This window comes from [Acidovorax] ebreus TPSY, from assembly GCF_000022305.1.
In the GTDB taxonomy this organism is placed as follows: domain Bacteria; phylum Pseudomonadota; class Gammaproteobacteria; order Burkholderiales; family Burkholderiaceae_C; genus Diaphorobacter; species Diaphorobacter nitroreducens.
Window position 1 is genome coordinate 911,024 of record NC_011992.1, and the last position, 22,552, is coordinate 933,575.

General features: G+C 67.4%; 24 protein-coding genes. 11 read left to right on the forward strand and 13 right to left on the reverse strand.

Translation table 11 applies throughout. The features are described from left to right. Positions 1-15: 15 nt before the first annotated feature. Both DTPSY_RS04405 and DTPSY_RS04410 read left to right on the forward strand, forming a co-directional pair. Positions 16-339: a DUF2818 family protein gene (locus DTPSY_RS04405; protein ID WP_015912621.1), complete on the forward strand. Its 324-nt coding sequence runs from the start codon at positions 16-18 to the stop codon at positions 337-339. 12 nt (positions 340-351) lie between these two features. Continuing rightward, the gene (locus DTPSY_RS04410; protein WP_041838795.1) at positions 352-813 is read left to right on the forward strand and encodes a DUF1178 family protein; all 462 of its coding nucleotides are present in this window, start codon (positions 352-354) and stop codon (positions 811-813) included. 51 nt (positions 814-864) lie between these two features. On the opposite strand, the gene DTPSY_RS04415 is transcribed toward DTPSY_RS04410, so the two are convergent. Together DTPSY_RS04415 and DTPSY_RS04420 are read right to left on the reverse strand one after the other, a co-directional pair. Beyond that, a complete protein-coding gene (locus tag DTPSY_RS04415) occupies positions 865-2,667 on the reverse strand; it encodes an ABC transporter transmembrane domain-containing protein (protein ID WP_015912623.1) in 1,803 nt (600 codons plus the stop codon). Between the two features lie 30 nt (positions 2,668-2,697). Beyond that, entirely contained in the window at positions 2,698-3,066 is a 369-nt protein-coding gene (locus tag DTPSY_RS04420; protein ID WP_015912624.1) for a hypothetical protein, read from the reverse strand. A gap of 48 nt (positions 3,067-3,114) precedes the next feature. On the opposite strand from DTPSY_RS04420, the gene DTPSY_RS04425 reads away from it, so the two are divergent. Together DTPSY_RS04425 and DTPSY_RS04430 are read left to right on the forward strand one after the other, a co-directional pair. Continuing rightward, complete coding sequence (locus DTPSY_RS04425) at positions 3,115-3,771, forward strand: ABC transporter ATP-binding protein (RefSeq protein WP_015912625.1); 657 nt, start codon at positions 3,115-3,117, stop codon at positions 3,769-3,771. Between the two features lie 43 nt (positions 3,772-3,814). Beyond that, positions 3,815-4,444 carry a LysE family translocator gene (locus tag DTPSY_RS04430; protein ID WP_015912626.1) on the forward strand — a complete coding sequence of 210 codons (630 nt, stop codon included), beginning with the start codon at positions 3,815-3,817 and terminating at the stop codon, positions 4,442-4,444. A gap of 64 nt (positions 4,445-4,508) precedes the next feature. Here DTPSY_RS04430 and gdhA read toward each other — a convergent pair whose 3' ends face one another. The 3 genes from gdhA to DTPSY_RS04445 all read right to left on the reverse strand — a co-directional run bounded on the left by gdhA (position 4,509) and on the right by DTPSY_RS04445 (position 8,452). After that, positions 4,509-5,852: an NADP-specific glutamate dehydrogenase gene (gene gdhA / locus DTPSY_RS04435; protein ID WP_015912627.1), complete on the reverse strand. Its 1,344-nt coding sequence runs from the start codon at positions 5,850-5,852 to the stop codon at positions 4,509-4,511. A gap of 331 nt (positions 5,853-6,183) precedes the next feature. Beyond that, on the reverse strand, positions 6,184-8,157 hold the full coding sequence (gene mutL / locus DTPSY_RS04440; RefSeq protein ID WP_015912628.1) for a DNA mismatch repair endonuclease MutL: 1,974 nt from the start codon (positions 8,155-8,157) through the stop codon (positions 6,184-6,186). A 43-nt stretch (positions 8,158-8,200) separates the two neighbouring features. Then, positions 8,201-8,452 carry a YMGG-like glycine zipper-containing protein gene (locus DTPSY_RS04445; RefSeq protein ID WP_011804420.1) on the reverse strand — a complete coding sequence of 84 codons (252 nt, stop codon included), beginning with the start codon at positions 8,450-8,452 and terminating at the stop codon, positions 8,201-8,203. A gap of 213 nt (positions 8,453-8,665) precedes the next feature. Between DTPSY_RS04445 and DTPSY_RS04450 the strand changes: the two genes are divergently transcribed. Next, positions 8,666-9,328 carry a DedA family protein gene (locus DTPSY_RS04450; protein ID WP_015912629.1) on the forward strand — a complete coding sequence of 221 codons (663 nt, stop codon included), beginning with the start codon at positions 8,666-8,668 and terminating at the stop codon, positions 9,326-9,328. Between the two features lie 108 nt (positions 9,329-9,436). Here the strand turns inward: DTPSY_RS04450 and DTPSY_RS04455 are convergent, their stop codons facing one another. The 4 genes from DTPSY_RS04455 to tsaE form a co-directional block, all read right to left on the reverse strand. Next, positions 9,437-9,667 (reverse strand): YMGG-like glycine zipper-containing protein, encoded by a 231-nt coding sequence (locus DTPSY_RS04455; RefSeq protein ID WP_015912630.1) that lies wholly within the window; start codon positions 9,665-9,667, stop codon positions 9,437-9,439. A 120-nt stretch (positions 9,668-9,787) separates the two neighbouring features. Beyond that, positions 9,788-10,120, reverse strand: coding sequence for a cupin domain-containing protein (locus tag DTPSY_RS04460; RefSeq protein ID WP_015912631.1), 333 nt, complete (start codon positions 10,118-10,120; stop codon positions 9,788-9,790). 20 nt (positions 10,121-10,140) lie between these two features. Continuing rightward, positions 10,141-11,592, reverse strand: coding sequence for an N-acetylmuramoyl-L-alanine amidase (locus DTPSY_RS04465; RefSeq protein ID WP_015912632.1), 1,452 nt, complete (start codon positions 11,590-11,592; stop codon positions 10,141-10,143). Further along, positions 11,589-12,098 carry a tRNA (adenosine(37)-N6)-threonylcarbamoyltransferase complex ATPase subunit type 1 TsaE gene (gene tsaE / locus DTPSY_RS04470; RefSeq protein WP_015912633.1) on the reverse strand — a complete coding sequence of 170 codons (510 nt, stop codon included), beginning with the start codon at positions 12,096-12,098 and terminating at the stop codon, positions 11,589-11,591. The genes DTPSY_RS04465 and tsaE overlap by 4 nt, the downstream gene beginning before the upstream one ends. Positions 12,099-12,110: 12 nt before the next feature. On the opposite strand from tsaE, the gene queG reads away from it, so the two are divergent. Further along, a complete protein-coding gene (gene queG / locus DTPSY_RS04475; RefSeq protein WP_148215404.1) occupies positions 12,111-13,163 on the forward strand; it encodes a tRNA epoxyqueuosine(34) reductase QueG in 1,053 nt (350 codons plus the stop codon). Positions 13,164-13,221: 58 nt separating this feature from the next. Here queG and DTPSY_RS04480 read toward each other — a convergent pair whose 3' ends face one another. Continuing rightward, positions 13,222-14,139 carry an AEC family transporter gene (locus tag DTPSY_RS04480; RefSeq protein ID WP_015912635.1) on the reverse strand — a complete coding sequence of 306 codons (918 nt, stop codon included), beginning with the start codon at positions 14,137-14,139 and terminating at the stop codon, positions 13,222-13,224. A gap of 152 nt (positions 14,140-14,291) precedes the next feature. Here DTPSY_RS04480 and DTPSY_RS04485 point away from each other — a divergent pair, with 152 nt between their 5' ends. The 3 genes from DTPSY_RS04485 to DTPSY_RS04495 all read left to right on the forward strand — a co-directional run bounded on the left by DTPSY_RS04485 (position 14,292) and on the right by DTPSY_RS04495 (position 17,279). Continuing rightward, positions 14,292-15,254, forward strand: a complete 963-nt coding sequence (locus tag DTPSY_RS04485; protein WP_011804427.1) for a tripartite tricarboxylate transporter substrate binding protein BugE — start codon at positions 14,292-14,294, stop codon at positions 15,252-15,254. 68 nt (positions 15,255-15,322) lie between these two features. Further along, positions 15,323-16,222, forward strand: a complete 900-nt coding sequence (xerD, locus tag DTPSY_RS04490; RefSeq protein WP_041836206.1) for a site-specific tyrosine recombinase XerD — start codon at positions 15,323-15,325, stop codon at positions 16,220-16,222. Between the two features lie 79 nt (positions 16,223-16,301). Further along, positions 16,302-17,279 (forward strand): Bug family tripartite tricarboxylate transporter substrate binding protein, encoded by a 978-nt coding sequence (locus tag DTPSY_RS04495; protein WP_015912636.1) that lies wholly within the window; start codon positions 16,302-16,304, stop codon positions 17,277-17,279. A 50-nt stretch (positions 17,280-17,329) separates the two neighbouring features. Here the strand turns inward: DTPSY_RS04495 and DTPSY_RS04500 are convergent, their stop codons facing one another. The 3 genes from DTPSY_RS04500 to DTPSY_RS04510 all read right to left on the reverse strand — a co-directional run bounded on the left by DTPSY_RS04500 (position 17,330) and on the right by DTPSY_RS04510 (position 20,900). Further along, positions 17,330-18,625 (reverse strand): EAL and HDOD domain-containing protein, encoded by a 1,296-nt coding sequence (locus DTPSY_RS04500; protein WP_015912637.1) that lies wholly within the window; start codon positions 18,623-18,625, stop codon positions 17,330-17,332. A 50-nt stretch (positions 18,626-18,675) separates the two neighbouring features. Beyond that, positions 18,676-19,947: an EAL and HDOD domain-containing protein gene (locus DTPSY_RS04505; protein WP_015912638.1), complete on the reverse strand. Its 1,272-nt coding sequence runs from the start codon at positions 19,945-19,947 to the stop codon at positions 18,676-18,678. A gap of 146 nt (positions 19,948-20,093) precedes the next feature. Next, positions 20,094-20,900, reverse strand: coding sequence for a ferritin-like domain-containing protein (locus tag DTPSY_RS04510; protein WP_015912639.1), 807 nt, complete (start codon positions 20,898-20,900; stop codon positions 20,094-20,096). A 49-nt stretch (positions 20,901-20,949) separates the two neighbouring features. On the opposite strand from DTPSY_RS04510, the gene DTPSY_RS04515 reads away from it, so the two are divergent. After that, a complete protein-coding gene (locus tag DTPSY_RS04515; protein WP_015912640.1) occupies positions 20,950-21,474 on the forward strand; it encodes a gamma carbonic anhydrase family protein in 525 nt (174 codons plus the stop codon). Between the two features lie 32 nt (positions 21,475-21,506). Further along, positions 21,507-22,493, forward strand: coding sequence for an Hsp33 family molecular chaperone HslO (gene hslO, locus DTPSY_RS04520; RefSeq protein ID WP_041838962.1), 987 nt, complete (start codon positions 21,507-21,509; stop codon positions 22,491-22,493). Positions 22,494-22,552 lie beyond the last annotated feature (59 nt).

Below are 22,552 nucleotides of genomic sequence, written 5' to 3' on the forward strand. Positions count from 1 at the left end.
GGCGCCGCGGCTGCCATGACCCAGACGGGGGCCATCTGGCTGGTAATTTTGGCCGCCCTTGTGGCGGCCAATCTCCCTTTCATCAATGACCGGTGGCTGGTCGTCGGCGCGCGCGCCCGGGAAGGCAAACCCTTCTTCGTCCGCGCGCTGGAATTGGTGTTGCTGTACTTCCTGGTCGGTGGTCTGGCGTTGGCGCTCGAAAAACGGGCGGGGCAGATTGCGCCCCAGGGCTGGGAGTTCTACGCGGTCACCGGGGCGTTGTTCGTGACGCTGGCATTTCCGGGGTTCGTCTACCGCTACCTGATGCGTCGCCGCGACCGCAGCGCGGCCGAGGACTGATGAGGGTTGGCCTTGAAGGTACTCGACCTGCTGTGTTCGCTCGACCACACGTTTGAAGGCTGGTTTGCGAGTGAGGGGGACTTTCACAGCCAGCAGGCCCGTGGCCTGGTGCAGTGTCCGATGTGCGGAGACTCGCAGGTGCGCAAGGGGGTGAGCGCTCCCCGGTTGAACCTGAGCACCGGGGCCTCCACATCGCGGGAAGCCGCTGCGACGGCTCCCGCTCCCGTTCCGCCAGAGGGGGTATCCGCTGCCTTTCAGGCCGCATGGCTTGCCATGGCGCGCCGGGTCATGGCGCAGACCGAGGACGTGGGAGACCGCTTCGCATCCGAGGCACGCCGCATGCACTACGGCGAGACGGAAGAGCGCGGCATACGCGGCCAAGCGACGCCCCAGGAAACCGCCGAGCTGCTGGATGAGGGCATTGCAGTGCTGCCGCTGGCGTTGCCGCAGGCAGCGAAAGAGCCTCTGCACTAGGGTTCTGGCTTTGGCTGGCTCTAGCGCGTCGGCGCCGCCCCCAATGACCCTTCAACGCGAGAACTGCAGCGCTGCCAAGCGGGCATAGACGCCGCCCTGATGCAGCAAGTCCTCGTGCCGCCCCTGCTCGACCATGCTTCCATGGTCCATGACCACAATGCGGTCCGCATGCTGGACGGTGGCCAGCCGGTGGGCGATGACCAGGGTAATACGTTGGCGGGAATGCTGGCGAAGCGCGGTGTCCAGCGCAAGCTGCACGGCACGCTCGCTGTGCGCGTCCAGGGCGCTTGTGGCCTCGTCCAGGAGCAGTACGGGGGCGTTCTTCAGCAGCGCGCGGGCTATGGCAATGCGCTGGCGTTGGCCTCCTGAGAGGCGCACGCCATGCTCGCCGAGAAAGGTGTCGTACCCCTGCGGCAGCGCGTCGATGAATTCATGGGCAAATGCGGCGCGTGCCGCTGCTTCCACCGCGTGCCGGCTCGCCTGCGGATCGCCATAGCGGATATTGTCCAGGGCCGATGCGGAAAAAATCTCGGCGTCTTGCGGAACCACGCCAATGTGGCTTCGCAGCACCTGCGGGTCCATGTCGCGCAAATCCACGCCACCCAACGTGATGCGGCCCTCGCTCACGTCGTAGAAGCGTTGCAGCAATTGAAAGACGGTGGACTTGCCGGCGCCGCTGCTGCCCACCAACGCAACGGTTTCTCCTGGCAGCAGGCGCAGGTCGAAGTGGCGCAGCGCGGGTGGCACGGGGCGCGAGGGATAGGAGAAGCCTACGCCCGTGAACTCGATCGAAAGGTCTGTGGCCCGCGGCATGGCGGGCCGGGATGGTGCGGCAAGCGTGGGGCGTGTTGCGAGCAGTTCCATCAGCCGCTCCATCGCACCCGCGGCGCGCAACAGGTCGCCATAGACCTCGCCCAGCACGGCTACGGCACCCGCGAGAAACATCGCATAGAGAATGGTCTGCCCCAGTTGCCCGGCCGAGAGCGTCCCTGCAAGGACCGCCTGGGCTCCGAGATACAACCCCCACAGCAACAGCGCGGCGCTGGCAATGATGATGAAGGCCATCAGCGCTGCACGGGCGCCGCTGCGGCGCAGGGCTGCACGCAGCGCACTCTCCGTAGCCGCCGCGAAGCGGGCGGCTTCGCGTGCTTCAGCCGTGTAGCTTTGCACCACGGGAATGGCGCCCAACACCTCTGCGGCGATGGCGCTGGCATCTGCCACGCGGTCCTGGCTTGCGCGTGACAGACGCCGTACACGCCGTCCGATCCACATCGACGGCAGCACGATGGCGACGATGGCCCCGAAGGCGAGCGCCATCACGTAGGGTGTGCTCCAGATCAGCATGCCCAGCGCCCCGGCGCCCAGCACGGCATTGCGCAGCCCCATGGACAGCGATGAGCCCACGACGGTCTGCACCAGTGTCGTGTCGGCCGTGAGGCGCGACAGCACTTCCCCCGTTTGCGTGGTTTCAAAGAACTCCGGGCTCTGCCGCAGCACGTGTGCGTAGACGGCGTTGCGCAGATCTGCCGTGACGCGTTCGCCCAGCCAGCTCATGAGGTAGTAGCGTGCGGCCGACGCCAATCCAAGTGCCACGGCGACCGCGAACAGCACTGCAAAGTGCGTGCGCAAGGCCGGTGCGCCGACGCCCTTTCCCCCCGGGGTGGCAGCGCTAATCGCACCATCGATCAATTGACGCAGGGCCGTGGGAAAGGCCAGCGTTGCCAAGGCGGCGAGCAGCAGAAACGCCATCGCGCCAGCGAGGTGTATCCGATAGGGACGCAGGAACGGCGCCAGTTCCCTCATCAGGTGGCGCATGTCCTGGGGTTTTTTCTGAGCGTTGGTGGACCTTGCCATGCGCCAGTGTAGGGCGGAAGAGTCGCTGGGTTACGCGGCGCCGAAGCGGTCCACGAACGCCGCTGCAAAGGCCGGGCCACCACTGAGGGTCAGCGTCAAGGTCACCCACGCCTGGGGCTGGGATTGTGGTCGTGGATGAATTTGCCGTTCGTGGATGTCGAACCCCAGCGCCAGCAAGGGCAACCCGTCGCGCTCGCAATGCAGGTCGTAGTCCCACAGTCCTCCCGTCTCGACCGGGCCGCGCAGAGCGCCGAACTCGGTGTGCGCCCAGTCCAGCAGCGCTGTAATCTCCGCTAGCAGCTCGGGCAGGCGATCCGTGGGCACGCTGGCCACGGCATCCCAGGTGGCCGTGCCTTCCTCATCCTCGCTGTAGTCAAAATCCAGAAAATGCAAAGTCATGCGACAACCCAGCCCTGTGATGCGGGCGCTGTTTCTTCAGGAGAAATCATGCTGAAGTGCCCCGAGCCTATTGCATCCCCGCCCGCGTTGCGGGCCGACGGGATCTGCTTCGGCTTTGCGCAACGGCCCTTGTTCCAGCATTGGAGCGCGGATTTTCCCGCAGGCCTGGTGCTGGTGCAGGGTGGGGACGGGGCGGGCAAGACCAGCCTGTTGCGCCTGATGGCCGGAGAGTGGGCGCCGCAGGCCGGGCGGATGCTGCTGCATGGCACGAGCGCGACGCAGAATCCTGCGCAATACCGGGCACAGGTCTTTTGGCGCGACCCGCGCGCGCCGTGGCCGCAGGCGATGACGGCGCGGGACTGGGCCGCCGGGCTGCGCACGGTCCATGCGCGCTGGTCCGAGGAGGACTGGCACGCCCACGTCGTGGGCTGGGGCATTGCCGGGCATTTGCACAAGGCCATGCACCAGCTTTCCGCAGGCAGCCAGCGCAAGGTGCTGATGGCCGGTGAACTGGCCAGCGGCGCCCCACTGACATTGCTGGATGAGCCGCTGGCCGGCCTGGACAAGGCGTCCATTGCCTACCTGCTGCAGGCGCTGCAGCGGGAGGCAAGTGCACCCCGCACCGCTGGGCGCGTGTTGGTGGTGGCGCATTACGATGCGTTGGGCGATCTGCCCTGGCGCCACCGGGTGGTACTGCCGGAATAAACTGGCGCACCTTTTTCCGCGCCTGCTGGCGCAAGGAGTTGTCGTGGAAGCCCTGCTGTTTGCCCCCGCCGCCGTTGCCATTGCGCTCACGCCCGGCCCCAACAATTTCTGCGGGCTCAACAACGGCATCCGCGCCGGTGTCGCGGCCGCGCTGATCGCGACCGTGGGGCGGGTGGCCGCATTCGCCATTTTCCTCAGTGTCTCGGCCGTGGGATTGGGGGCCATGCTGCTGGCTTCGGAGGCCGCATTCACGGCCGTCAAATGGGCCGGCGCCGTTTATCTGTTCTGGATTGGCTGGCGCGCATGGCGCAGCCGGGAGTTCGGTGGCGCGGCGCTGGTCGAAGGAGATGAGGCACCCGCACCCGCGCGCGCCTCGGTGCGCGCCCTGATGGCACAGGAGTTCCTGCTGGGCATCACCAACCCCAAGGCCATCATCCTCTTTGCGGCCATCTTCCCGCAGTTCATCGATCCGGCACAGCCCGCGGCGCGGCAGTTCTTGGTGCTGGGCAGCATCTACCTGATGGCGGAATTCGTGGCCACAGCGGTGTATGCCACGTGCGGGCGGCAGATCCGCCGCGTGATTCGCACGCAGCGCGGCGTGGTGCGGCTGAACCGTGCCACAGGTGGCTTCTTCATGGGAGCAGGCGGCTTGTTGCTGACGGCCAAGCGCTAAAAAAAAGCCGGCCCAGGGGCCGGCTTGCGCGGTGTGCCGCAGGCGCGGGGCCTGCGCAGGAGTATCAGACCACGCCTTGCGCCAGCATGGCGTCGGCCACCTTCACGAAGCCAGCCACGTTGGCACCGTTGATGTAGCTCACGCTGCCATCGGCGCGCTTGCCGTATTGCAGGCAGGCGGCGTGGATGCCCTGCATGATCTGGAGCAGGCGCGCATCCACTTCGTCGCGGGTCCACGACAGACGCATCGCGTTCTGGCTCATTTCCAGGCCCGAGGTGGCCACGCCACCGGCGTTGCTGGCCTTGCCCGGTGCGTACAGCACGCCCGCCTGCTCGAACAGCTTGGCTGCCTCGTTGGTCGAAGGCATGTTGGCGCCTTCAGCCACGCACAGCACGCCGTTCTTGATGAGGGTGTTGGCGTCGTTCTCGTCCAGTTCGTTCTGCGTAGCGCAGGGCAGAGCCACGTCCACCTTGACATGCCAGGGACGCACGCCGGCTTCGAACTTCACACCGGTGCGGGCGGCGTAGTCGCTCACGCGGCCGTAATGGTGGTTCTTTACGTCCATCAGGATGGCCAGCTTCTCGGGGGTGAAGCCGTCTTCGTCGATGATGGTGCCGCTGGAGTCCGACACGGTGATGACCTTGGCGCCGAGTTGCATGGCCTTTTCCACGGCGTACTGGGCCACGTTGCCCGAGCCGGACACGGACACGCGCAGGCCGTCGAAGCTGCGGCCGCGGGTCTTGAGCATCTCGTCGGCGAAGTACACCGTGCCGTAGCCGGTGGCCTCGGGGCGGATCAGCGAGCCGCCGAAGGCCAGGCCCTTGCCCGTGAACACGCTGGCGGCGTTGTTGGCCAGCTTCTTGTACATGCCCGCCATGAAACCGACCTCACGGCCGCCCACCCCGATATCACCCGCGGGCACGTCGGTGTCGGGACCCACGTGGCGGAACAGCTCCGTCACGAAGGCCTGGCAAAAGCGCATGACTTCGGCCGGGCTCTTGCCCTTGGGGTCGAAGTCCGAGCCACCCTTGCCGCCGCCCATGGGCAGCGTGGTCAGCGCGTTCTTGAAGGTCTGCTCGAAGGCCAGGAACTTCAGCACCGACAGGTTGACCGAGGGGTGAAAGCGCAGGCCGCCCTTGTAAGGGCCGATCGCCATGCTGTGCTGGATGCGATAGCCGCGGTTGATATGCACATTGCCGTGATCGTCGAACCAGGACACGCGGAACATCACCACCCGCTCGGGCTCCACCAGGCGCTCCAGCAGGCCTTGCTCGGCATAGCGCGGGTTCTTTTCGATGAACGGCCACAGGCTTTCCATGACCTCGGTCACGGCTTGCAGGTATTCAGGCTGGCCGGGGTTGCGCTGTGCAACCTGTTCAAGGAAATGGCCCACGGATTGGTGCTTCATAAGGACTTTCTGCTCAAGGGAAATTTAGCGATGCGGCAATGCAGCATCGAATTATGTCAAAAAGACATGTGGTTATGCACCATTTTGGATTTGATGCCTCGCAATGGGACAGGTTTTCGGGGTTGTCGCGCGTTGCTGGTGCGTTTTCTTGCGCGCTTTTGGTGCGAAGTCAGTGGCGAATGCCCTGTTGCGCGGGATTGCGCAACGGTTTGACCTGGGGCACGGCTGCGCCGCCCTGGGCACCGCCAAAGCAGCGCTGGCAGTGCAAGGCAGTCGGGGGAGAAGGGAATGCCGCTGGGTGGTAGCGGCGTGAGAGGGTGTGTGGATGCGCTCAGCGCCCGCGCAGGAACAGCGCGTCCAGCTCTTTCATGCTGAGCTGGCGCCAGGTGGGGCGGCCGTGGTTGCACTGGTCGGAGCGATCGGTGACTTCCATCTGGCGCAGCAGGGCGTTCATCTCGTCCAGCGTCAGCCGGCGATTGGCCCGCACGGCGCCATGGCAGGCCATGGTGGCAAGGATCTCGCTCTGCGCGCGCTGCACCACGGTGCTGGCGTCATGGGTGGCCAGCTCAGCCAGCACGCTGCGCGCCAGCTCCACGGGGTTGCCCTGGGCCAGCGTGGTGGGCACGGCGCGCACGGCCAGGGTGCGCGGCGAGAACGGCACGACCTCCAGTCCCAGCCGGGCCAACGTGTCGGCATGCGCCTCGGCGGTCGCCACCTCTTCGGGGGTGGCGGCAAAGGTGGCGGGGATGAGCAGTGGCTGGCTGGCGATGCGTGCACCTTGGTCCACCTGGGCCTTGAGCCGCTCGTACACGATGCGTTCGTGCGCCGCATGCATGTCCACCACCACCAAGCCCTGCGCGCTTTCGGCCAGGATATACACGCCATGGACCTGCGCCAAGGCGCGGCCCAGCGGCCAGGTGTGTCCATCCTCGACGTGCGCAGTCGCCATGTCGACGGCAGCCAATGGAGCCGCGCTGGCGGGCGAGAAGGACGGCGCCGTGGGCGCGCCTGGAGCGACCGGTGCCATGGCGGTGGTTGCCGGCATACCGGGCGGTGGCGCAGCCGTGGATGTGCCCCATAGAGCTTGCAGGTCAGAGACCTTGTGGCCTGCGCGCTCTTCAAATTTGATAGCTGATTGCGCTTGCCAATAGGGGGGATGAGCCGGGTTTCTATCTGAATCGCCCACGGATGGAGCGGCAGGCGCTACAGAAGTTGAAGCGGCGGCAGCCGCCAGCGCCTGCGCGCGCGGCGCCGCCAGAGCGTTCTCCACCGCGTGGCGCACGGCCTGGTGCACCTCGCGGCTGTCGCGAAAGCGCACCTCGATCTTGGTCGGGTGCACGTTCACGTCCACACGCTGCGGGTCGATCTGTATGTACAGTGCGTACACCGGCTGCTTGTGGCCGTGCAGCACGTCCTCGTAGGCGCTGCGCGCAGCATGCGTGAGCACCTTGTCGCGCACGAAGCGGCCGTTCACGTAGCAGAACTGCTGGTCTGCACGCGAACGGGCCGCGTCGGGCAGCCCGGCGCGGCCCGTCACCGTGACCGCGCCCAGGCGCAGGTGCACAGGTACGGAGTCGCGAATGAAGTCCTCGCCCAGCACGTCGCTCAGGCGCTGCTGCAGGGCCTGCTGGCGTTCGCCCTCGTCCGCAGTGGCAGCGGGAGCCAGTGTGGCGCGCCACTGCTCCACCAGCTTGCCTTCGTGCCAGATGGCAAAGCCCACATCGGGCCGCGCCAGCGCATGGCGGCGTACGGCCTCGATGCAGTGGGCGAGCTCGGTCGCGTCGGTCTTGAGGAATTTGCGCCGCGCGGGCGTGGAGAAGAACAACTCCTTGACCTCCACGGTCGTGCCACGGCTGCGTGCCGCGGGGCGCAGTTCGCCGCTGCGCGCATCCAGCAGAAAGGCGCTGGCCTGCTGCGCGGTGCGCGACAGCAGCGCCATCTCGGACACCGACGCGATGGCGGCCAGCGCCTCGCCGCGAAAACCCATGGTGGCGACCGATTCCAGGTCGTGCAGGTTGGTGATCTTGCTCGTGGCGTGGCTGCGCAGGGCCACCGGCAGCTCATCCTGCGGGATGCCGCTGCCGTCGTCCTCCACGGCGATCAGGCGCACGCCGCCCGCCAGCAGGCGCACGGTGATCTGGGTGGCGCCCGCATCCAGGGCGTTGTCCACCAGCTCGCGCACGGCAGAGGCGGGGCGCTCCACCACTTCGCCCGCGGCGATCTGGCTGATGAGCTCGTCGGGCAGGTCGCGAATGGGGCGCCGGGGCGCGGGGGCGAGGGCGGTGTCGGAAGGCTGTGCGGTCACGCGGGGATTTTAGGTGGCGATGCGACCGCGGGTGCTGTGAGGGTCAGTGGCGGTGGCGGTAGCCGCGGTCGTTGTTGCGGCCGACCTCGTTGCCGATCAGCGCGCCGGCGGCGGCGCCGCCCACGGTACCCAGCGTGGAGCCGAACACCGCGCTGCCCACCAGGCCGCCGGCCACGGCGCCGACGCCCGTGCCGATCTGTGCGTTGCTGGGCCGGTGGGCGCAGCCGCCCAGTGCAAGGGCGCCCGTGAGCAGTGCGGCAGTGGCGATCAGGCGGCTGTGGCGGAGGACGGTCATGGCGGTTCCTTTCGGGGAAATGGTCTTGTAATGAGGTGGGGCGCGGTGCGCACGCCGTGGGTGCACTATGGCGCGGCCGTGTGAAGTGTGCCCCGCGGTTTGTTTGCCAATTGCCAACAAGTGTGAGCAATTGCCAATGGTGGTGTGGTGCAACCAGGGGCATTGGGGGCGCGGGTACATTACGGCGCACTTCGCCAACGGGAGGTTTGTGTTTTGGAAGTCTTTGCGTTCCTGATCGATTTCATCCTGCATGTGGACAAGCATCTCGCCGCCTTCGTGGCCAGCTATGGCCCCTGGGTGTACGCGCTGCTGTTCATCATCGTGTTCGTGGAGACGGGCGTGGTGGTCATGCCCTTTCTGCCGGGTGACTCGCTGCTGTTCGTGGTGGGGGCGCTCAGCGGTGCAGGGTTGATGAACTTCCCGCTGGCCTGCGCGGTTCTGCTGGCTGCGGCGATCCTGGGCGACCAGTGCAACTACAGCATCGGGCGCTATTTCGGACCCAAGGTATTCCAGTGGGAAAGCTCGCGCTGGTTCAACAAGAAGGCCTTCGACCAGGCCCATGCGTTCTATGAGCGCTATGGCGGCATCACCATCGTGCTGGCGCGCTTCATGCCCTTCATCCGCACGTTCGCTCCCTTCGTGGGCGGCGTGGCGGCCATGGGGCGGGGCAAGTTCACGGCCTACAACGTCGGTGGTGCGGTACTGTGGGTCGTGGGCATCTGCACGGCGGGGTACTTCTTTGGGAACATGGCCTGGGTGCAGCGGCATCTGGACAAGATCATCTGGGCCATGATCTTCATCCCCGGCCTGATTGCCATCTTTGGCGCATGGCGCGCCGGGCGCAAGGCACAGGGAACTGCGGTTGCTATTGAATAGATAGCTATTCGCGCTTGCTAGAAGCGCGTTAGGGCCATATTCCATATAAAACGCCACCGCCTCGCGAGAGGGGTGGCGTTCTGCATGGTGAGGCTCTCAGGCGGGCCGTCAACGGCGGCGATCGCGGTCCCGGTCTTCACCCAGTTCGTGGCCGATCAGCGCGCCGGCAGCGGCGCCGCCAATGGTGGCGGCCGTGCCGCCCACGGCGCTACCGAGGGCGCCGCCAGCCACGGCGCCGACACCGGTGCCGATCTGGGCGTTGGTGGGATTGGACGAGCAGCCCACCAGGCCCAGGGCGGCTGCGCAGGCGGCGGCGGAGAGAAGGTGGCGGTATTGCATGGTGGCTCCTTATGGTCAACAGACCCCGGTGTGGGGCCGTGACTCAACTGTCACTCCGTCGGCCCCGCGCCGGTGTAGGCCCGTCTTGCCGGCGCGTGTAGGACGCGGCGGCCCTCGGCCCTAACCCGGCACGAGACAGATCGTCACCAGCAGCGAGGCGTCCTGCAGCGCCCGCAGCACATGCGGAATGCGCGGCACCAGGTGCAGGAAGTCGCCCTCGCGCAGGGTATGCGACTGCGCGCCGGCCTGGAAAAGCACCTCGCCCTCCAGGCACAGCAGCGTGACCTCACCCGGTGCGTCGTGCTGGTGCTGCTCTTTACCGGCGGGCAGCACCACGCGGATCACTTCCAGCTGGCCGGCCTTGATGAGGGCGCAGGTGGGGGTGTCGTGCAGGCGTGGCGCCAGGGGCCGGAGGCTGACGACTTCGCAGGACTGGGCGTGGGGCAGTGCCATGGCGGTCACGGCCGCGCTGCTCAGACGGTGCGGCTGCGCGCCAGCGGCGGGTTTTTCGCGAAGTATCGGACGATGCCGCGCATCAGCGCGTCGGCCAATTGCTCTTGATACGCGGCGGACCGCAGCTTGGACTCTTCCTCGGGGTTGCTGATGAAGGCCGTCTCCACCAGCACGCTGGGAATGTCGGGCGCCTTGAGCACGGCAAAGCCCGCCTGCTCCACGCGCGGCTTGTGCAGTTTGGCCATGCTGCCGATCTCGCCCAGCAGCACGCTGCCGAGCTTCAGGCTGTCGTTGATCTGCGCCGTGGTGCTCATGTCCAGCAGCGCGCGCTGCACATGGCGGTCCTGCTGGGCGCCCAGGTTCACGCCGCCGATCAGGTCGGCCTCGTTCTCCTTGTTGGCCAGCCAGCGCGCGGCCGAGCTGGACGCGCCGCCCTGGCTCAGCGCGAACACGCTGGCGCCGCGTGCCGACGGGGTGGTGAAGGCGTCGGCGTGGATGGACACGAACAGGTCTGCCTGCACGCGCCGCGCCTTGTCGACGCGCGCCGCTAGCGGGACGAAGAAGTCACCGTCGCGCGTGAGAAAGGCGCGCATGGGATTGCCGCCCACCTGCGTGGCATTGATGCGGTCGCGCAGCAGGTGCGCCACTTTCAGCACCACGTCCTTTTCGCGCGTGCCGCGCGGGCCGATGGCGCCCGGGTCTTCGCCGCCGTGGCCGGGGTCCAGCGCGATGATGATGAGGCGGTCGGTGGAATACGCCGCGCGGGCCGTCGTAGGCGGGGTGGCGGGTGCGGCAGGGCGCGCCGGGGCGGCGGGTGCCGGCGCCACGGGTGCGGTTGCCACCGCCGTGCCCGGCACGGGCAGGGCAGGGGGCATGGCCTGCGGTGCGGAATGCCGTGCAATCAGGTCACCCAGCGGGTCCGTCAATGGGGGAGCCGCCATGGCGCGCCCTGTACCTATTGCGCTGCCGGGCAGCGGCGCGGTGGCGTCGCGCAGCCGCTCGGCGATCAGTGCCTCCAGCGGGTCGGGCGGCTGCGCGGGATACAGGTCGAACACCAGCCGGTGCTGGTACGCGGCCACGGGCTGCAGCGTGAAGACCTGCGGCCGCGCCGCCTGCTTCAGGTCCACCACCAGGCGCACCACGCCGGGCGCGTTCTGGCCCACGCGGATGCCGGCGATGTTGGGGTCGTCTGCGCGCACCTTGGCGACCAGTTCGCGCAGCGAGGGGTTGAGGTCGATGCCCTCGATGTCCACCGCCAGGCGCGGCGGCGTGTCCACGAAGGTCTGGCGGGCCGTGAGCGCGCGGTCCGATTCGATGGTCACCCGTGAATAGTCGGGCGCGGGCCAGACACGCACCGCGACGATGGTGGCGCCGCGTGCGATCTGCTGCGTGCCCAGCAGCAGTACCAGGCTACCCGCGCGCAGCAGGGTGCGGCGGCTGTGAAGGGGGGAAGGGCGGCGGGCATCGCTCATGGGGTGTCCAGTCCTTGCAGTATGGCGCTGCCATGGGGCGTGTGGGCTCGCAGCGTCACGTGCCGGACTGAATCATCCTCCGCTTCAATGTGAATAGCAATATCCGCAGGCGGGATGAGGGTTCCTGCATGGCCAGGCCACTCGGCCAGCTTCAGGCCGGGGCTGGCGAAGATGTCGCGAAAGCCTGCGTCTTCCCACTCGCGCGGGTCGCTGAAGCGGTAGAAGTCGAAGTGCCAGATGTTCATTCCTGGTGCCTGGTGCGGCTCGACCACGGCGTAGGTGGGGCTCTTGACGCGCCCCTGCACGCCCAGGGCGCGCAGCAGGTGGCGCACGAGCGTGGTCTTGCCTGCGCCCAGGTCGCCATGCAGGGCGATGAAGGCATTGCGCAGGCCGGGCTGCGCGGCCAGGCGCACGGCGAAGCGCGCCGTGTCGTCCTCGTCGTGCCATTGCAGCGACAGGCAGTGTGGCGTTTCTACAATCGGGTGTTGATGGTGTGCAGCAGTCAACTCGTTCCTCAAATACAAGGCTGGGCCCGCGAGCTGGGATTTTCCCAAATCAAGGTGGCCGGCGTGGACTTGTCCTCCGCCGAGCCCGGATTGATGCAATGGCTGGCCCAAGGGTTCCATGGCGAGATGCATTACATGGCGGCGCATGGCCTGAAGCGTGCCCGCCCGGCGGAACTGGTGCCCGGCACCGTGAGCGTGATCACCGCGCGCATGGACTACCTGCCGCGCGCGATGGCGCTGGATGCCCCCGAAGGCTGGCAGGCCATTGAACTTGGCCGGCTGGCGCGACCCACCGAGGCGGTGGTTTCCGTCTACGCCCGGGGGCGCGACTACCACAAGGTGCTGCGCGCGCGGCTGCAAAAGCTCAGCGACCGCGTTGCTGAGGCAGTAGGGCCGTTTGGCCACCGCGTGTTCACCGACTCGGCGCCGGTACTGGAGGCCGAGCTTGCGCGCCGCAGCGGCCAGGGTTGGCGCGGCAAGCACACACTGGTGCTGAGCCGCGAGGCCGGCTCGATGTTCTTTCTGGGCGAGATCTATGTGGACATGCCCCTCGAACCCACCGAGCCCGTCACCCACCACTGCGGCAGTTGCCAGGCATGTATCGACGTCTGCCCAACGCAAGCCATCATCGCGCCGTACCGCTTGGATGCGCGCCGCTGCATCTCCTACCTCACCATCGAGCACGCCGGGCCCATTCCGCTGGAGTTGCGCCCGCTCATGGGCAACCGCATCTACGGCTGCGACGACTGCCAGCTCATCTGCCCGTGGAACAAGTTCGCGCAGACCAGCAGCCTGCCCGATTTCGATGTGCGCGCGGGGCTGGTGGGGCAGCAGCTCGTGCATCTGTTTACGTGGGACGAGGAGACCTTCCTGCGCATGACCGAGGGCGGCCCGATCCGTCGCATCGGCCATGAGCGCTGGCTGCGCAACATCGCCGTGGCGCTGGGCAACGCGTTGCGCACGACCCGCGACCCTGTCGTTCGTGCGGCGCTGGCCGCACGCGCCGATGACCCGAGCCCGCTGGTGCGCGAGCATGTGGCCTGGGCGCTGGCGCAGGAAAACTGAATAAAAATGGCCTGCAACGCTTGCAGGGCAAGCGCAAGTAGCTATTAATTAAATAGCGTCAACGCAACAAGCCCAGAGCGAAGGGCAGGCTCACCACCCCCAGCACGGTGGACAGCGTGACCAGGCCTGCGACATACGCGCCGTTGTAGCCCATGCGTGCGGCGAGTACATAGCAGGTGGATGCGGTGGACACGGCGCAGAACGCCATCAGCACCGAGGTCTGCGTGGCGTCCAGCCCCAGCAGATGCGCGAACCCCCAGGCGATCAGCGGCTGTGCCAGGTGGCGAATGGTCAGCACCGACGCAGACAGCAGCTTGCTGCGTGTGAGCAACCCGAACTGCATGCCCGCGCCTGCAGCCATGAGCCCCAGCGCCAGCGACGCGGCGCTGATGCGACCCACCGTGGGCTCCAGCCACGGCGGGATGCGAAAGCCCAGCAGGTTGGCCGCCAGCCCCGTCGCCGTGGCGATGATCAGCGGGTTGCGCAGCAGTTCGCGCACGAAGCCCTGCTGGCCGCCGCGCGCCATGGGCCACACGGCGGCCACGTTCAGCAGCGGTACGCACACGCCAATCAGCACCGCCACCATGAGCAGGCCTTGCGCACCCGCCAGGCGCTCGGCCAGGGCCAGCACGATGAAGGAGTTGAAGCGGAAAGCCACCTGCGCCGCCGCCGCGTGGTCGCGCCGGTCGATGTGCCTGCCCAGCCAGGGCAGGTGCGGCAGGCTGTAGGCCAGCAGCACGCCGCACAGGCCCGTGCCCACGCCAGCCACCACCAGGCCGGTGGCCTCGCCCACGTTGATGGGGCTCTTGACGATGGACTGGAACAGCAACACCGGGAACAGCAGGTAATACACCAGGCTTTCCACCGGCTGCCAGACGGAGCGGTTGAGGGGCGTGTAGCGGCACAGCAGGTAGCCGAACAGGATCAGCGAGAAATCCGGGAGAAGAAGCTGCACGTAACTCACGGCGCGCAGCATACCGTGGCGCTGTAGGCCGGCGGCGCGAATGATTGGGGAAACTCCCAACAAATCAGCGCGGCGCCCGCGGTGGTCAAAGCGGCATGGCACCGTAGGATCGCCGCCTACCCCCTGTTTTTTCCACCAAACACAATTTGATGAGGAGATTTCGCATGCAACGTCGCAACCTGCTGGCTTTGGCGCTGGCGGCCACCGCGGGCACCGCCTTCGCCCAGGGCTACCCCAACAAGCCCGTCAAGCTGCTGGTGCCCTTCGCGCCCGGCGGCACCACCGACATCATCGCCCGCGTGATCGCCGACCCACTGTCGCGCGCGCTCGGCCAGTCGGTGGTGGTGGAGAACCGGGGCGGCGGCGGCGGCGTGATTGGCGCGCAGGAAACGGCGCGCGCAGCACCCGATGGGTACAACCTGGGCGTGGCCACCGTGTCCACCACGGCGGCCAATCCGGCCATCAACTCCAAGATCCCGTACAACCCGATCACGGACTTCACGCCCATCATCAACATCGCGGCCACGCCCAACATCATCGCGGTGCACCCCAGCTTTCCGGCCAAGGACTACAAGTCCTTCCTGGCGGAGATCCAGAAGAACCCCGGCAAGTACTCGTACGCGTCCTCGGGCACAGGCGGCATCGGCCACCTGCTGATGGAGTTGTACAAGAGCCTCACCAACAGCTTCGTCACGCACATTCCCTACCGCGGCGCGGGTCCGGCCCTCAACGACACCGTGGCGGGTCAGGTGCCCATCATCTTCGACAACCTGCCCTCGGCGCTGCCCTTCATCAAGAGCGGCAAGCTCGTGCCCATCGTGGTGTCCGCGCCGCAGCGCGTGGCGGCACTGCCCAATGTGCCCACGTTCAAGGAAGTGGGCCTGGAGCCGGTGAACCGCATGGCCTACTACGGCATCCTGGGCCCCAAGAACCTGCCCAAGGACGTGGTGGACAAGATCAACGGCGGCGTGAAGAAGGCGCTGGAAGATGCCGCCGTGCGCAAGCGCATCGAGGACACCGACTCGATCATCGTCGCCAACACGCCCGAGCAGTTCGCCGAGCAGATCAAGGCCGAGTTCGGCGTGTACAAGCAGGTGGTGCAAAAGCAGAAGCTCACGCTGGAATAAGCGCGCCCCCAGCCCTCTGAAAAACGCCCGCCTGCCGCGGGCGTTTTTTTGATGCTATGGTTTTCGCCATGTTGCCCGACAGCCAGAACGCCATAGACCCCTTCATCGACGCCCTGTGGCTGGAGGACGGCCTGTCGCGCAACACGCTGGCCGCCTACCGCCGGGACCTCACGCTGTATGCCCAATGGCTGGCGCAGCAGAACCCTCCGCTGGCGCTGGATGCCACGGCCGAGCACCACCTGCAGGGCTACTTCGCTGCCCGCCACGCGCAAACGCGCGCCACGTCGGCCAACCGCCGCCTCACCGTGCTGCGGCGCTACTTCCACTGGGCATTGCGCGAGCGGCGCATCGCAGCCGACCCCACAGTGCGCCTGCAAGCCGCGCGCCAGCCGCTGCGCGTGCCCAAGACGCTGACGCAGGCGCAGGTGGAGGCCCTGTTGCATGCGCCGGACGATGCCACGCCGCTGGGCCTGCGCGACCGCACCATGTTGGAGCTGATGTACGCGAGCGGCCTGCGCGTGAGCGAGCTGGTCACGCTGAAAACCTTCCACCTGGGGCTGGCTGAAGGCGTGCTGCGCGTCATGGGCAAGGGCGGCAAGGAGCGGCTGGTGCCCTTTGGCGAAGAGGCGCACCGCTGGCTGCAGCGCTACCTGGCCGAGGGGCGTGGCGCCATCCTGGGCGGGCAGCAAACGGATGACCTGTTCGTCACGCAGCGCGGCGCGGCCATGTCGCGCGTGATGTTCTGGGTCATCGTCAAGAAATGCGCGCAGGCTGCAGGCATCACCGCGCCGCTGTCGCCCCACACGCTGCGCCATGCCTTTGCCACGCACCTGTTGAACCACGGTGCGGACCTGCGCGTGGTGCAACTGCTGCTGGGCCACGCCGACATTTCCACCACCACCATCTACACCCACGTGGCGCGCGAGCGGCTGAAGGCGCTGCATGCGCAGCACCATCCGCGCGGTTGAAGGGGCATGGCGCGGAGTGCCGGCGGACAGCGGCAAACGGGTGAAAAATCGCGCTCTTTCTTGAAACTCTGGAGTTGCAATGACAGATTCCGTGCGCCGTCGCGTGCTGGCCTCCCTCGCGCTGGCTGCCGCGCTGCCCCTGGGCGCGCAGGCCCAGACTTGGCCCGCCAAGCCCATCCGCATCGTCGTGGCCTATCCCGCGGGCGGCGTCAGCGACGTGGTCGCCCGCGCGTTGGGCGACAAACTGTCCGAACGCCTGGTCACGCCCGTGGTGGTGGAGAACAAGGCCGGCGCGGGCGGCACCATCGGCATGGACGCGGTGGCTAAGGCGGCGCCCGATGGCTACACGCTGGGCTTCTCGGCGATCAGCCCGCTGGTGCTCAACCCGCACCTGGGCACGCCGCCGTACGACGCAACGCGCGACATCGTGCCCGTGGCCAGCGTGATGTACTCGCCCGTGCTGTTGTTGGGCACGCAGGCCGCCAAGGAGCGTGACTTCCGCAGCCTGCTGGCGACCGCCAAGGCGCAGCCGGGCCAGGTGCGATGGGCCACATCGGGGCTGGCATCGCTGGGCCACATCATGCTGGAACACATCATGCAGGGCAGCGGCGTGCAGATCACGCACGTGCCCTACAAGGGCGGCGGGCAACAACTGAACGATGCGCTTTCGGGTCAGTTCGAGGTGCTGTCCACCAACGCCGGCCCGGCCGTGATGCAGCAGATCAAGGCGGGCAAGCTGCACCCGCTGGCCGTGGGTGCGCCCGCGCGGCTGACCACCCTGCCGAACGTGCCCACGCTGGGCGAACTGGGCCTGCCCGCGGCCAACCTGAATTCGGTGTTCGGCATGTTCGCGCCAGCGGGCGTGCCGGCCGCGGTGCTGGAGCGCTTGAATGCCGAGATCAACCGTGCGCTGGCGCTGCCTGACATCCAGGCGCGCCTGGAGGCTTCGGACAACGTGCCCACGGGCGGCAGCGCCGAGGCATTTCGCCGGCAGATCGCGGCGGAGTCGCAGAGCAACGCGCGCATCATCCGCGCCGCCAACATCCGCCTGAACTGACGGCTGCCCCGTGCGCGCGCCGGCCGGCCCGCGCACAGGGGACATCGGGTTTATTCGTCGGCCGTCAGGCTCTCGGCCCAGGCCAGTGCCTGCAGGTGGGCCCAGTTGACCTGGCGGTTGGACAGGTGCAGCGCTTCGGCCGTGCGCGCGAAAGCCTCGTCGTCACCGCTTTCGCAGGCCTTGGTGAGCTCCAGGAAGGGGGCGAACACGCCCTTGTTGTGCAGCAGTGCGTCAAGCACCGGCTGGGGCAGGGCCACCGTTTCCAGGGCGCGCTCCAGCGGCACGCCCAGCATCGCATCCAGCAGCGAGAAGACCCCCACCACGAAGGCGTTGTCGCATTCCTCGGGGGGCAGCAGCTCGGCGGCCAGCAGTTCCATGAGGCGGCCGCGCACCACGGCCGTCTGGCCCACGGCGGGCGGCGAGCCGCTGGCGCGCGAGGTCGTCATCAACAGCGCCGCCCAGCGGAACAGCTTCTTCAGGCCCAGGATCATCACCGCGTGACGGAACGAGGTCACCTCGCACGACAGGCCGAAGCCCGAGGAATTGATGAAACGCAGCAGGTTGAAGGACAGCGTGGGGTCCTTCTTGAGCAGCTCCTCGATTTCTCCGGTGCTGGCCTGCTGGCGCACCAGGTTGATGAGCTGGATGATGGTCGCCTGCGAGGGACGGATGGTTTGCGCCTTGACCAGCGAGGGCTGTGCGAACCAGTAGCCCTGGAACAGCTTCACGCCCAGCGAAGCCATGCGCTGGTACTGTTCGGCCGTTTCTACCTTCTCGGCCACCAGGGTGGCCTGCGAGTGGGCTTGGGCGAACTTCACGAGCGGCTCGGCGAGCTCCGGCTTGAAGGCCTGCATGTCCAGCTTGATGAACGAGGCCAGAGGCACCCAGCTGCTGTAGGCGCGCCGCAGCACGTCCTGGCTGAAGGCCAGCCGAAAGCCGCGCGTGCGCACCGCTTGCAGCGTGGGGATGTACTGCTCGATCTGCTCGGCCGTGGCCTGGGCGCCGAGCGTGGGTACTTCCAGCACCACTTTTTCAGGGTGGATCAGCTCCAGGTGTCCGCCGGCCAGGCTGTCGTGCGTGCAATTGATGAAGACGGTTTTCTTGCCCACCAGCGCCTCGGAGCCCGCATACGACAGCGCGTTGAACAGCAGCGCCGCATCGCTGGCGGCGGTGTGCGCGTCCGCGGCGGTGGACCGGTCGAACAGTTCGTAGCCAAAGACGGTGCGCTGTTCGTCGAGGATGGCCTGTCGTGCGATGACGACCTGGTTCTGCGCCTCAGTGGCCTCGGGTGACGGCTGGGCGGAATCGGCGGGGAGCTGTGCGGCGGTGTCTGAATGGCTCGACATGGATGGCGTGGGAAGTTCGTTGGATTCTAGGAGGTCGGCGCGGCAGTGGCTCAGGCGGGCGCCATCTGGTCCGCCCAGGCCAGGGCTTGCAAGTGGGCCCAGTTGATCTGCTGGTTCGTCAGGTGGAGCGATTGGGCGATCTGGTCGAAGGTGTGGTCGTCGCTGGTCTCGCAGGCTTCGGCCAGTGTCAGCAGCTGGCCGTACACGTTGCTGCGTTGTAGCAGGGCGGTGGATAGCTCTTCGGGCAGGTTGAGCAGCCCCACGGCGGAGGCCAGCGGCATGCCGAGCATCTGGTCCAGCATGGAGAAGATGCCGATCACGAACGCCTGGTCGGCTTCTTCGGCGGGCAGAAATTCCTGGGCCAGCAGTTCCATGAGGCGGCCGCGCACCACGGCCGTCTGTCCCACGGCCGGGGGCGTACCGCCGCTGCGCACCGCCGTGAGCAGCAGGGCGGCCCAGCGGAACAGCTTCTTGAGTCCCAGCAGCAGCACCGCCTGGCGAAAGGAGGTGATCTCGCGCGTCATGCCCAGCCCCGCGGAGTTGATCAGGCGCATCAGGTTGAAGGCCAGCCCAGCATCCTTTTTGAGAACCTCTTCGATCTCGTCGGTGCTGGCCTGGCTGCGCACCAGGTTGAGCAGCTGCACGATGCTCGCCTGGCCGGGGGTGAGCAGTTTGGCCTCCACCAGCGTGGGACGCGAGAACCAGTAGCCCTGGAACATTTCCACGCCCATGGACGACACCATGTCGTACTGTTGCGCGGTTTCGAGCTTTTCCGCGATCAGTTCGGCCTGGGAATGGCGCCCCGCGTAGTTGATCAGCACCGCGAGCTGGTCGCGCGCAAGCACCGACATGTCGAGTTTGATGTAGTCGGCCAGCGGCAGCCAGGGCGCGTAGGTGGATTCCAGCACCGTGTGGTTGAAGGCGAGGTGAAAGCCGCGGCTGCGCAGCGCCTGCAGGATGGGAAGCCGCGCATGCACTTCGGCCGCGGCCACGTGGCCCAGCGGAGGGATCTCCAGCACCACCTTGTCGGGGTTCACCAGTTCCAGGTGCCCGCCCGTCAGGCTTTCGTGGGTGCAGTTCACGAAAATCAGCATCTTGCCCACCAGCTCTTCGGTGCCCGCATGCGACAGCGCGGTGAAGACCAGGATCACATCGCTGGCGGCCGTGTGGCCGACGGTGGAGCGCGAGCGGTTGAAGAGTTCGTAGCCGACGACCGCCTGCTGGCCGTTCATGATGGCCTGCCGGGCGATCATGGAGCCGGTGCTGCCAGCCTGGGAGGCGCCGGCCGCCGGCGGAGAAGCGGGAGGTGTGGGGTTCGTCATGGAATGCCTGGGCGTGTGCGGGATACCGGGCGATGCGGATGCCGCCGCAGGCGCGAGGGCTGGCGGCAGCGGCGTGGCGTATCGCTGCTGGCATTGTAGGGAAGAACCCCCGCTGGCTCGGGGATGGCAGTGCGGATGGAGGCGATTCAGCCGTGCTGCAGCCAGCGCATCTCCGCCTCGCTGAAACCGGCGGCGCGGCGTGCCGCCTCGTTCAGCGGCGGCTTCGGGCGGGGGGCTTCGTAACGCTGGACCAGCGCGGCGTAGTGCGCCACGGGGTCCAGTCCGTCACGCGTGCACAGCCAGCCGTACCAGTGGTTGCCGATGGCCACGTGGCCCACTTCCTCGCGCAGGATGGTGTCCAGGATCGCCACGGCGGCCAGCGCGTCCGGTGTACCGACCTGGCGCAGCTTGTGCTGGATCAGCGGCGTGGCGTCCAGTCCGCGCGCCTCCAGGGTGCGCGGCACCAGGGCTATGCGCGCCACGATGTCGTCGGCCGTCTTCTCGCACATGCTCCACAGGCCCTGGTGCGCGGGAAAGTCGCCATAGTCATGGTGCAGTTGCCGGCGCAGGTGGTCACGCAGCAGGCGAAAGTGCTTCGCCTCCTCGGCCGCCACGCGCAGCCAGTCGCGGTAGAACGTCTCGGGCATGCCCGCAAAGCGCCAGATGGCGTCCAGCGCGAGGTTGATGGCGTTGAACTCGATATGGGCGATGGCGTGGATCAGCACCGCGCGCCCCTCGGGCGTGGCGGGCGAGCGGCGTGCCACGGCGGTGTGGTGCAGCAGCTGCGGCCGCGCGGGGCGGCCGGGCAGGGTGTCGGCGGGCGGGGCGGTGAGACGCGTTTCTGTCGCTATTGAAATGCGAGCTGCTTGCGCATACATATCCAGCGCTGCGGCCGATTTTTCTTCAGGGTCGCAGAGGCGCAAGACCTCCAGGGCACGTTGGCGAAGCTCCATCCCTACAATTCTAGGTTCCCCCTACACAAACAACGGAGACAAACAAGCGATGGCGATCTATGAACTCGACGGCGTGGCGCCGCAGGTGGCCGCATCGGCCTGGGTGGCCGACAGTGGCCAGGTGATGGGCGACGTGGTGCTGGGCGGGGACGCCAGCGTGTGGTTCGGCACCGTGGTGCGTGGCGACACGGCGTGCATCACCATCGGCGCGGGCACCAACGTGCAGGACGCGAGCGTGCTGCACGCCGACATCGGCCAGCCGCTGGTGATCGGTGAGCGCGTCACCGTGGGCCACCAGGTCATGCTGCATGGCTGCACCGTCGGGGATGAATCACTGATCGGCATTGGCGCCATCGTGCTCAACGGCGCGAAGATCGGCCGCAACTGCCTGGTGGGCGCCGGCTCGCTGGTCACCGAAGGCAAGGAATTTCCCGACGGATCGATGATCCTGGGCAGTCCGGCCAAGGTGGTGCGCCAGCTCACGCCCGAGCAGATCGAAGGGCTGCGCCAGAGTGCGCGGCATTACATGGAAAACGCGCGCCGCTTCAAGGCGGGTCTGCGCAAGCTGGGGTAATAGCCCGGCCGTTGATTGACTGGAAATACAGCGTGTCCGAACTGCACAAGTTTTTGTTTGATGGCCTGCCCGTGCGCGGCATGATCGTGCGCCTGACCGAGGCCTGGACAGAGCTGCTGCGCCGCCGCGCGGCCAACACCGAAACGGGGCCATACCCCGCGCCCGTGAGCGAGCTGCTGGGTGAGATGGCCGCCGCCGGCGTGCTGATGCAGTCGAACATCAAGTTCAACGGCGCGCTGGTGCTGCAGGTCTTTGGTGACGGCCCGGTCAAGCTGGCCGTGGCCGAGGTGCAGTCCGACCTGAGCCTGCGCGCCACCGCGTCGGTGTCGGGCGAACTGCCCGCGAACGCGGGCCTGCCGGACATGGTGAACGTGGGCGGCGGCGGGCGCTGCGCCATCACGCTGGACCCCAAGGACCGTCTGCCCGGCCAGCAGCCCTACCAGGGTGTGGTGCCGCTGTATGGCGACCACCAGGAAAAGCTGCACAAGCTCAGCGACGTGCTGCAGCACTACATGCTGCAGTCCGAGCAGCTTGATACCACCCTGGTGCTGGCTGCCAACGACCAGGTGGCCGCGGGCGTGCTGATCCAGCGCATGCCCCTGAAGGGCGAGGCCAACCTGGCCGGCGGCCATGGGCGCGAGGACGAGGACCAGATCGGCCGCAACGAGGACTACAACCGTATCGCCACGCTGGCGAGCAGCCTCACGCGCGAGGAGCTGCTCACGCTGGACGTGGACACCATCCTGCGCCGCTTGTTCTGGGAGGAAAAACTGCTGCGCTTTGCGCCTCAGCAGGGCGATAGCGGCCCGCGCTTCGCGTGCTCCTGCAGCCGCGAGCGTGTGGGCAACATGCTGCGCAGCCTGGGCACGGAAGAGGTCGAGAGCATCCTGGAGGAGCGTGGCAACATTGAGGTCGGCTGCGAATACTGCGGCCAGCAGTACCACTTCGACCCGGTGGATGCCGCGCAGCTGTTCACCGATCCGCACAAGCAGCCGCCCGCGCCGTCGCGCATGCAGTGATCCAGGCGGCCGCTCTGGGCGGCTTTCGCGAGCCAGCCTGCGCGCCGCGGCGCTGCAGG

What these genes read in the sequence shown, in the direction of transcription:
- DTPSY_RS04425 (WP_015912625.1), top strand. Translation starts at nt 3,115, where the DNA reads ATGCTGAAGTGCCCCGAGCCTATTGCATCCCCGCCCGCGTTGCGGGCC.
- DTPSY_RS04460 (WP_015912631.1), bottom strand. Translation starts at nt 10,120, where the DNA reads ATGGCACTGCCCCACGCCCAGTCCTGCGAAGTCGTCAGCCTCCGGCCC.
- DTPSY_RS04465 (WP_015912632.1), bottom strand. Translation starts at nt 11,592, where the DNA reads ATGAGCGATGCCCGCCGCCCTTCCCCCCTTCACAGCCGCCGCACCCTG.
- DTPSY_RS04445 (WP_011804420.1), bottom strand. Translation starts at nt 8,452, where the DNA reads ATGACCGTCCTCCGCCACAGCCGCCTGATCGCCACTGCCGCACTGCTC.
- DTPSY_RS04415 (WP_015912623.1), bottom strand. Translation starts at nt 2,667, where the DNA reads ATGGCAAGGTCCACCAACGCTCAGAAAAAACCCCAGGACATGCGCCAC.
- DTPSY_RS04480 (WP_015912635.1), bottom strand. Translation starts at nt 14,139, where the DNA reads ATGCTGCGCGCCGTGAGTTACGTGCAGCTTCTTCTCCCGGATTTCTCG.
- DTPSY_RS04515 (WP_015912640.1), top strand. Translation starts at nt 20,950, where the DNA reads ATGGCGATCTATGAACTCGACGGCGTGGCGCCGCAGGTGGCCGCATCG.
- gdhA (WP_015912627.1), bottom strand. Translation starts at nt 5,852, where the DNA reads ATGAAGCACCAATCCGTGGGCCATTTCCTTGAACAGGTTGCACAGCGC.
- DTPSY_RS04405 (WP_015912621.1), top strand. Translation starts at nt 16, where the DNA reads ATGACCCAGACGGGGGCCATCTGGCTGGTAATTTTGGCCGCCCTTGTG.
- DTPSY_RS04420 (WP_015912624.1), bottom strand. Translation starts at nt 3,066, where the DNA reads ATGACTTTGCATTTTCTGGATTTTGACTACAGCGAGGATGAGGAAGGC.
- DTPSY_RS04495 (WP_015912636.1), top strand. Translation starts at nt 16,302, where the DNA reads ATGACAGATTCCGTGCGCCGTCGCGTGCTGGCCTCCCTCGCGCTGGCT.
- DTPSY_RS04500 (WP_015912637.1), bottom strand. Translation starts at nt 18,625, where the DNA reads ATGTCGAGCCATTCAGACACCGCCGCACAGCTCCCCGCCGATTCCGCC.
- DTPSY_RS04455 (WP_015912630.1), bottom strand. Translation starts at nt 9,667, where the DNA reads ATGCAATACCGCCACCTTCTCTCCGCCGCCGCCTGCGCAGCCGCCCTG.
- DTPSY_RS04505 (WP_015912638.1), bottom strand. Translation starts at nt 19,947, where the DNA reads ATGACGAACCCCACACCTCCCGCTTCTCCGCCGGCGGCCGGCGCCTCC.
- DTPSY_RS04485 (WP_011804427.1), top strand. Translation starts at nt 14,292, where the DNA reads ATGCAACGTCGCAACCTGCTGGCTTTGGCGCTGGCGGCCACCGCGGGC.
- xerD (WP_041836206.1), top strand. Translation starts at nt 15,323, where the DNA reads ATGTTGCCCGACAGCCAGAACGCCATAGACCCCTTCATCGACGCCCTG.
- DTPSY_RS04510 (WP_015912639.1), bottom strand. Translation starts at nt 20,900, where the DNA reads ATGGAGCTTCGCCAACGTGCCCTGGAGGTCTTGCGCCTCTGCGACCCT.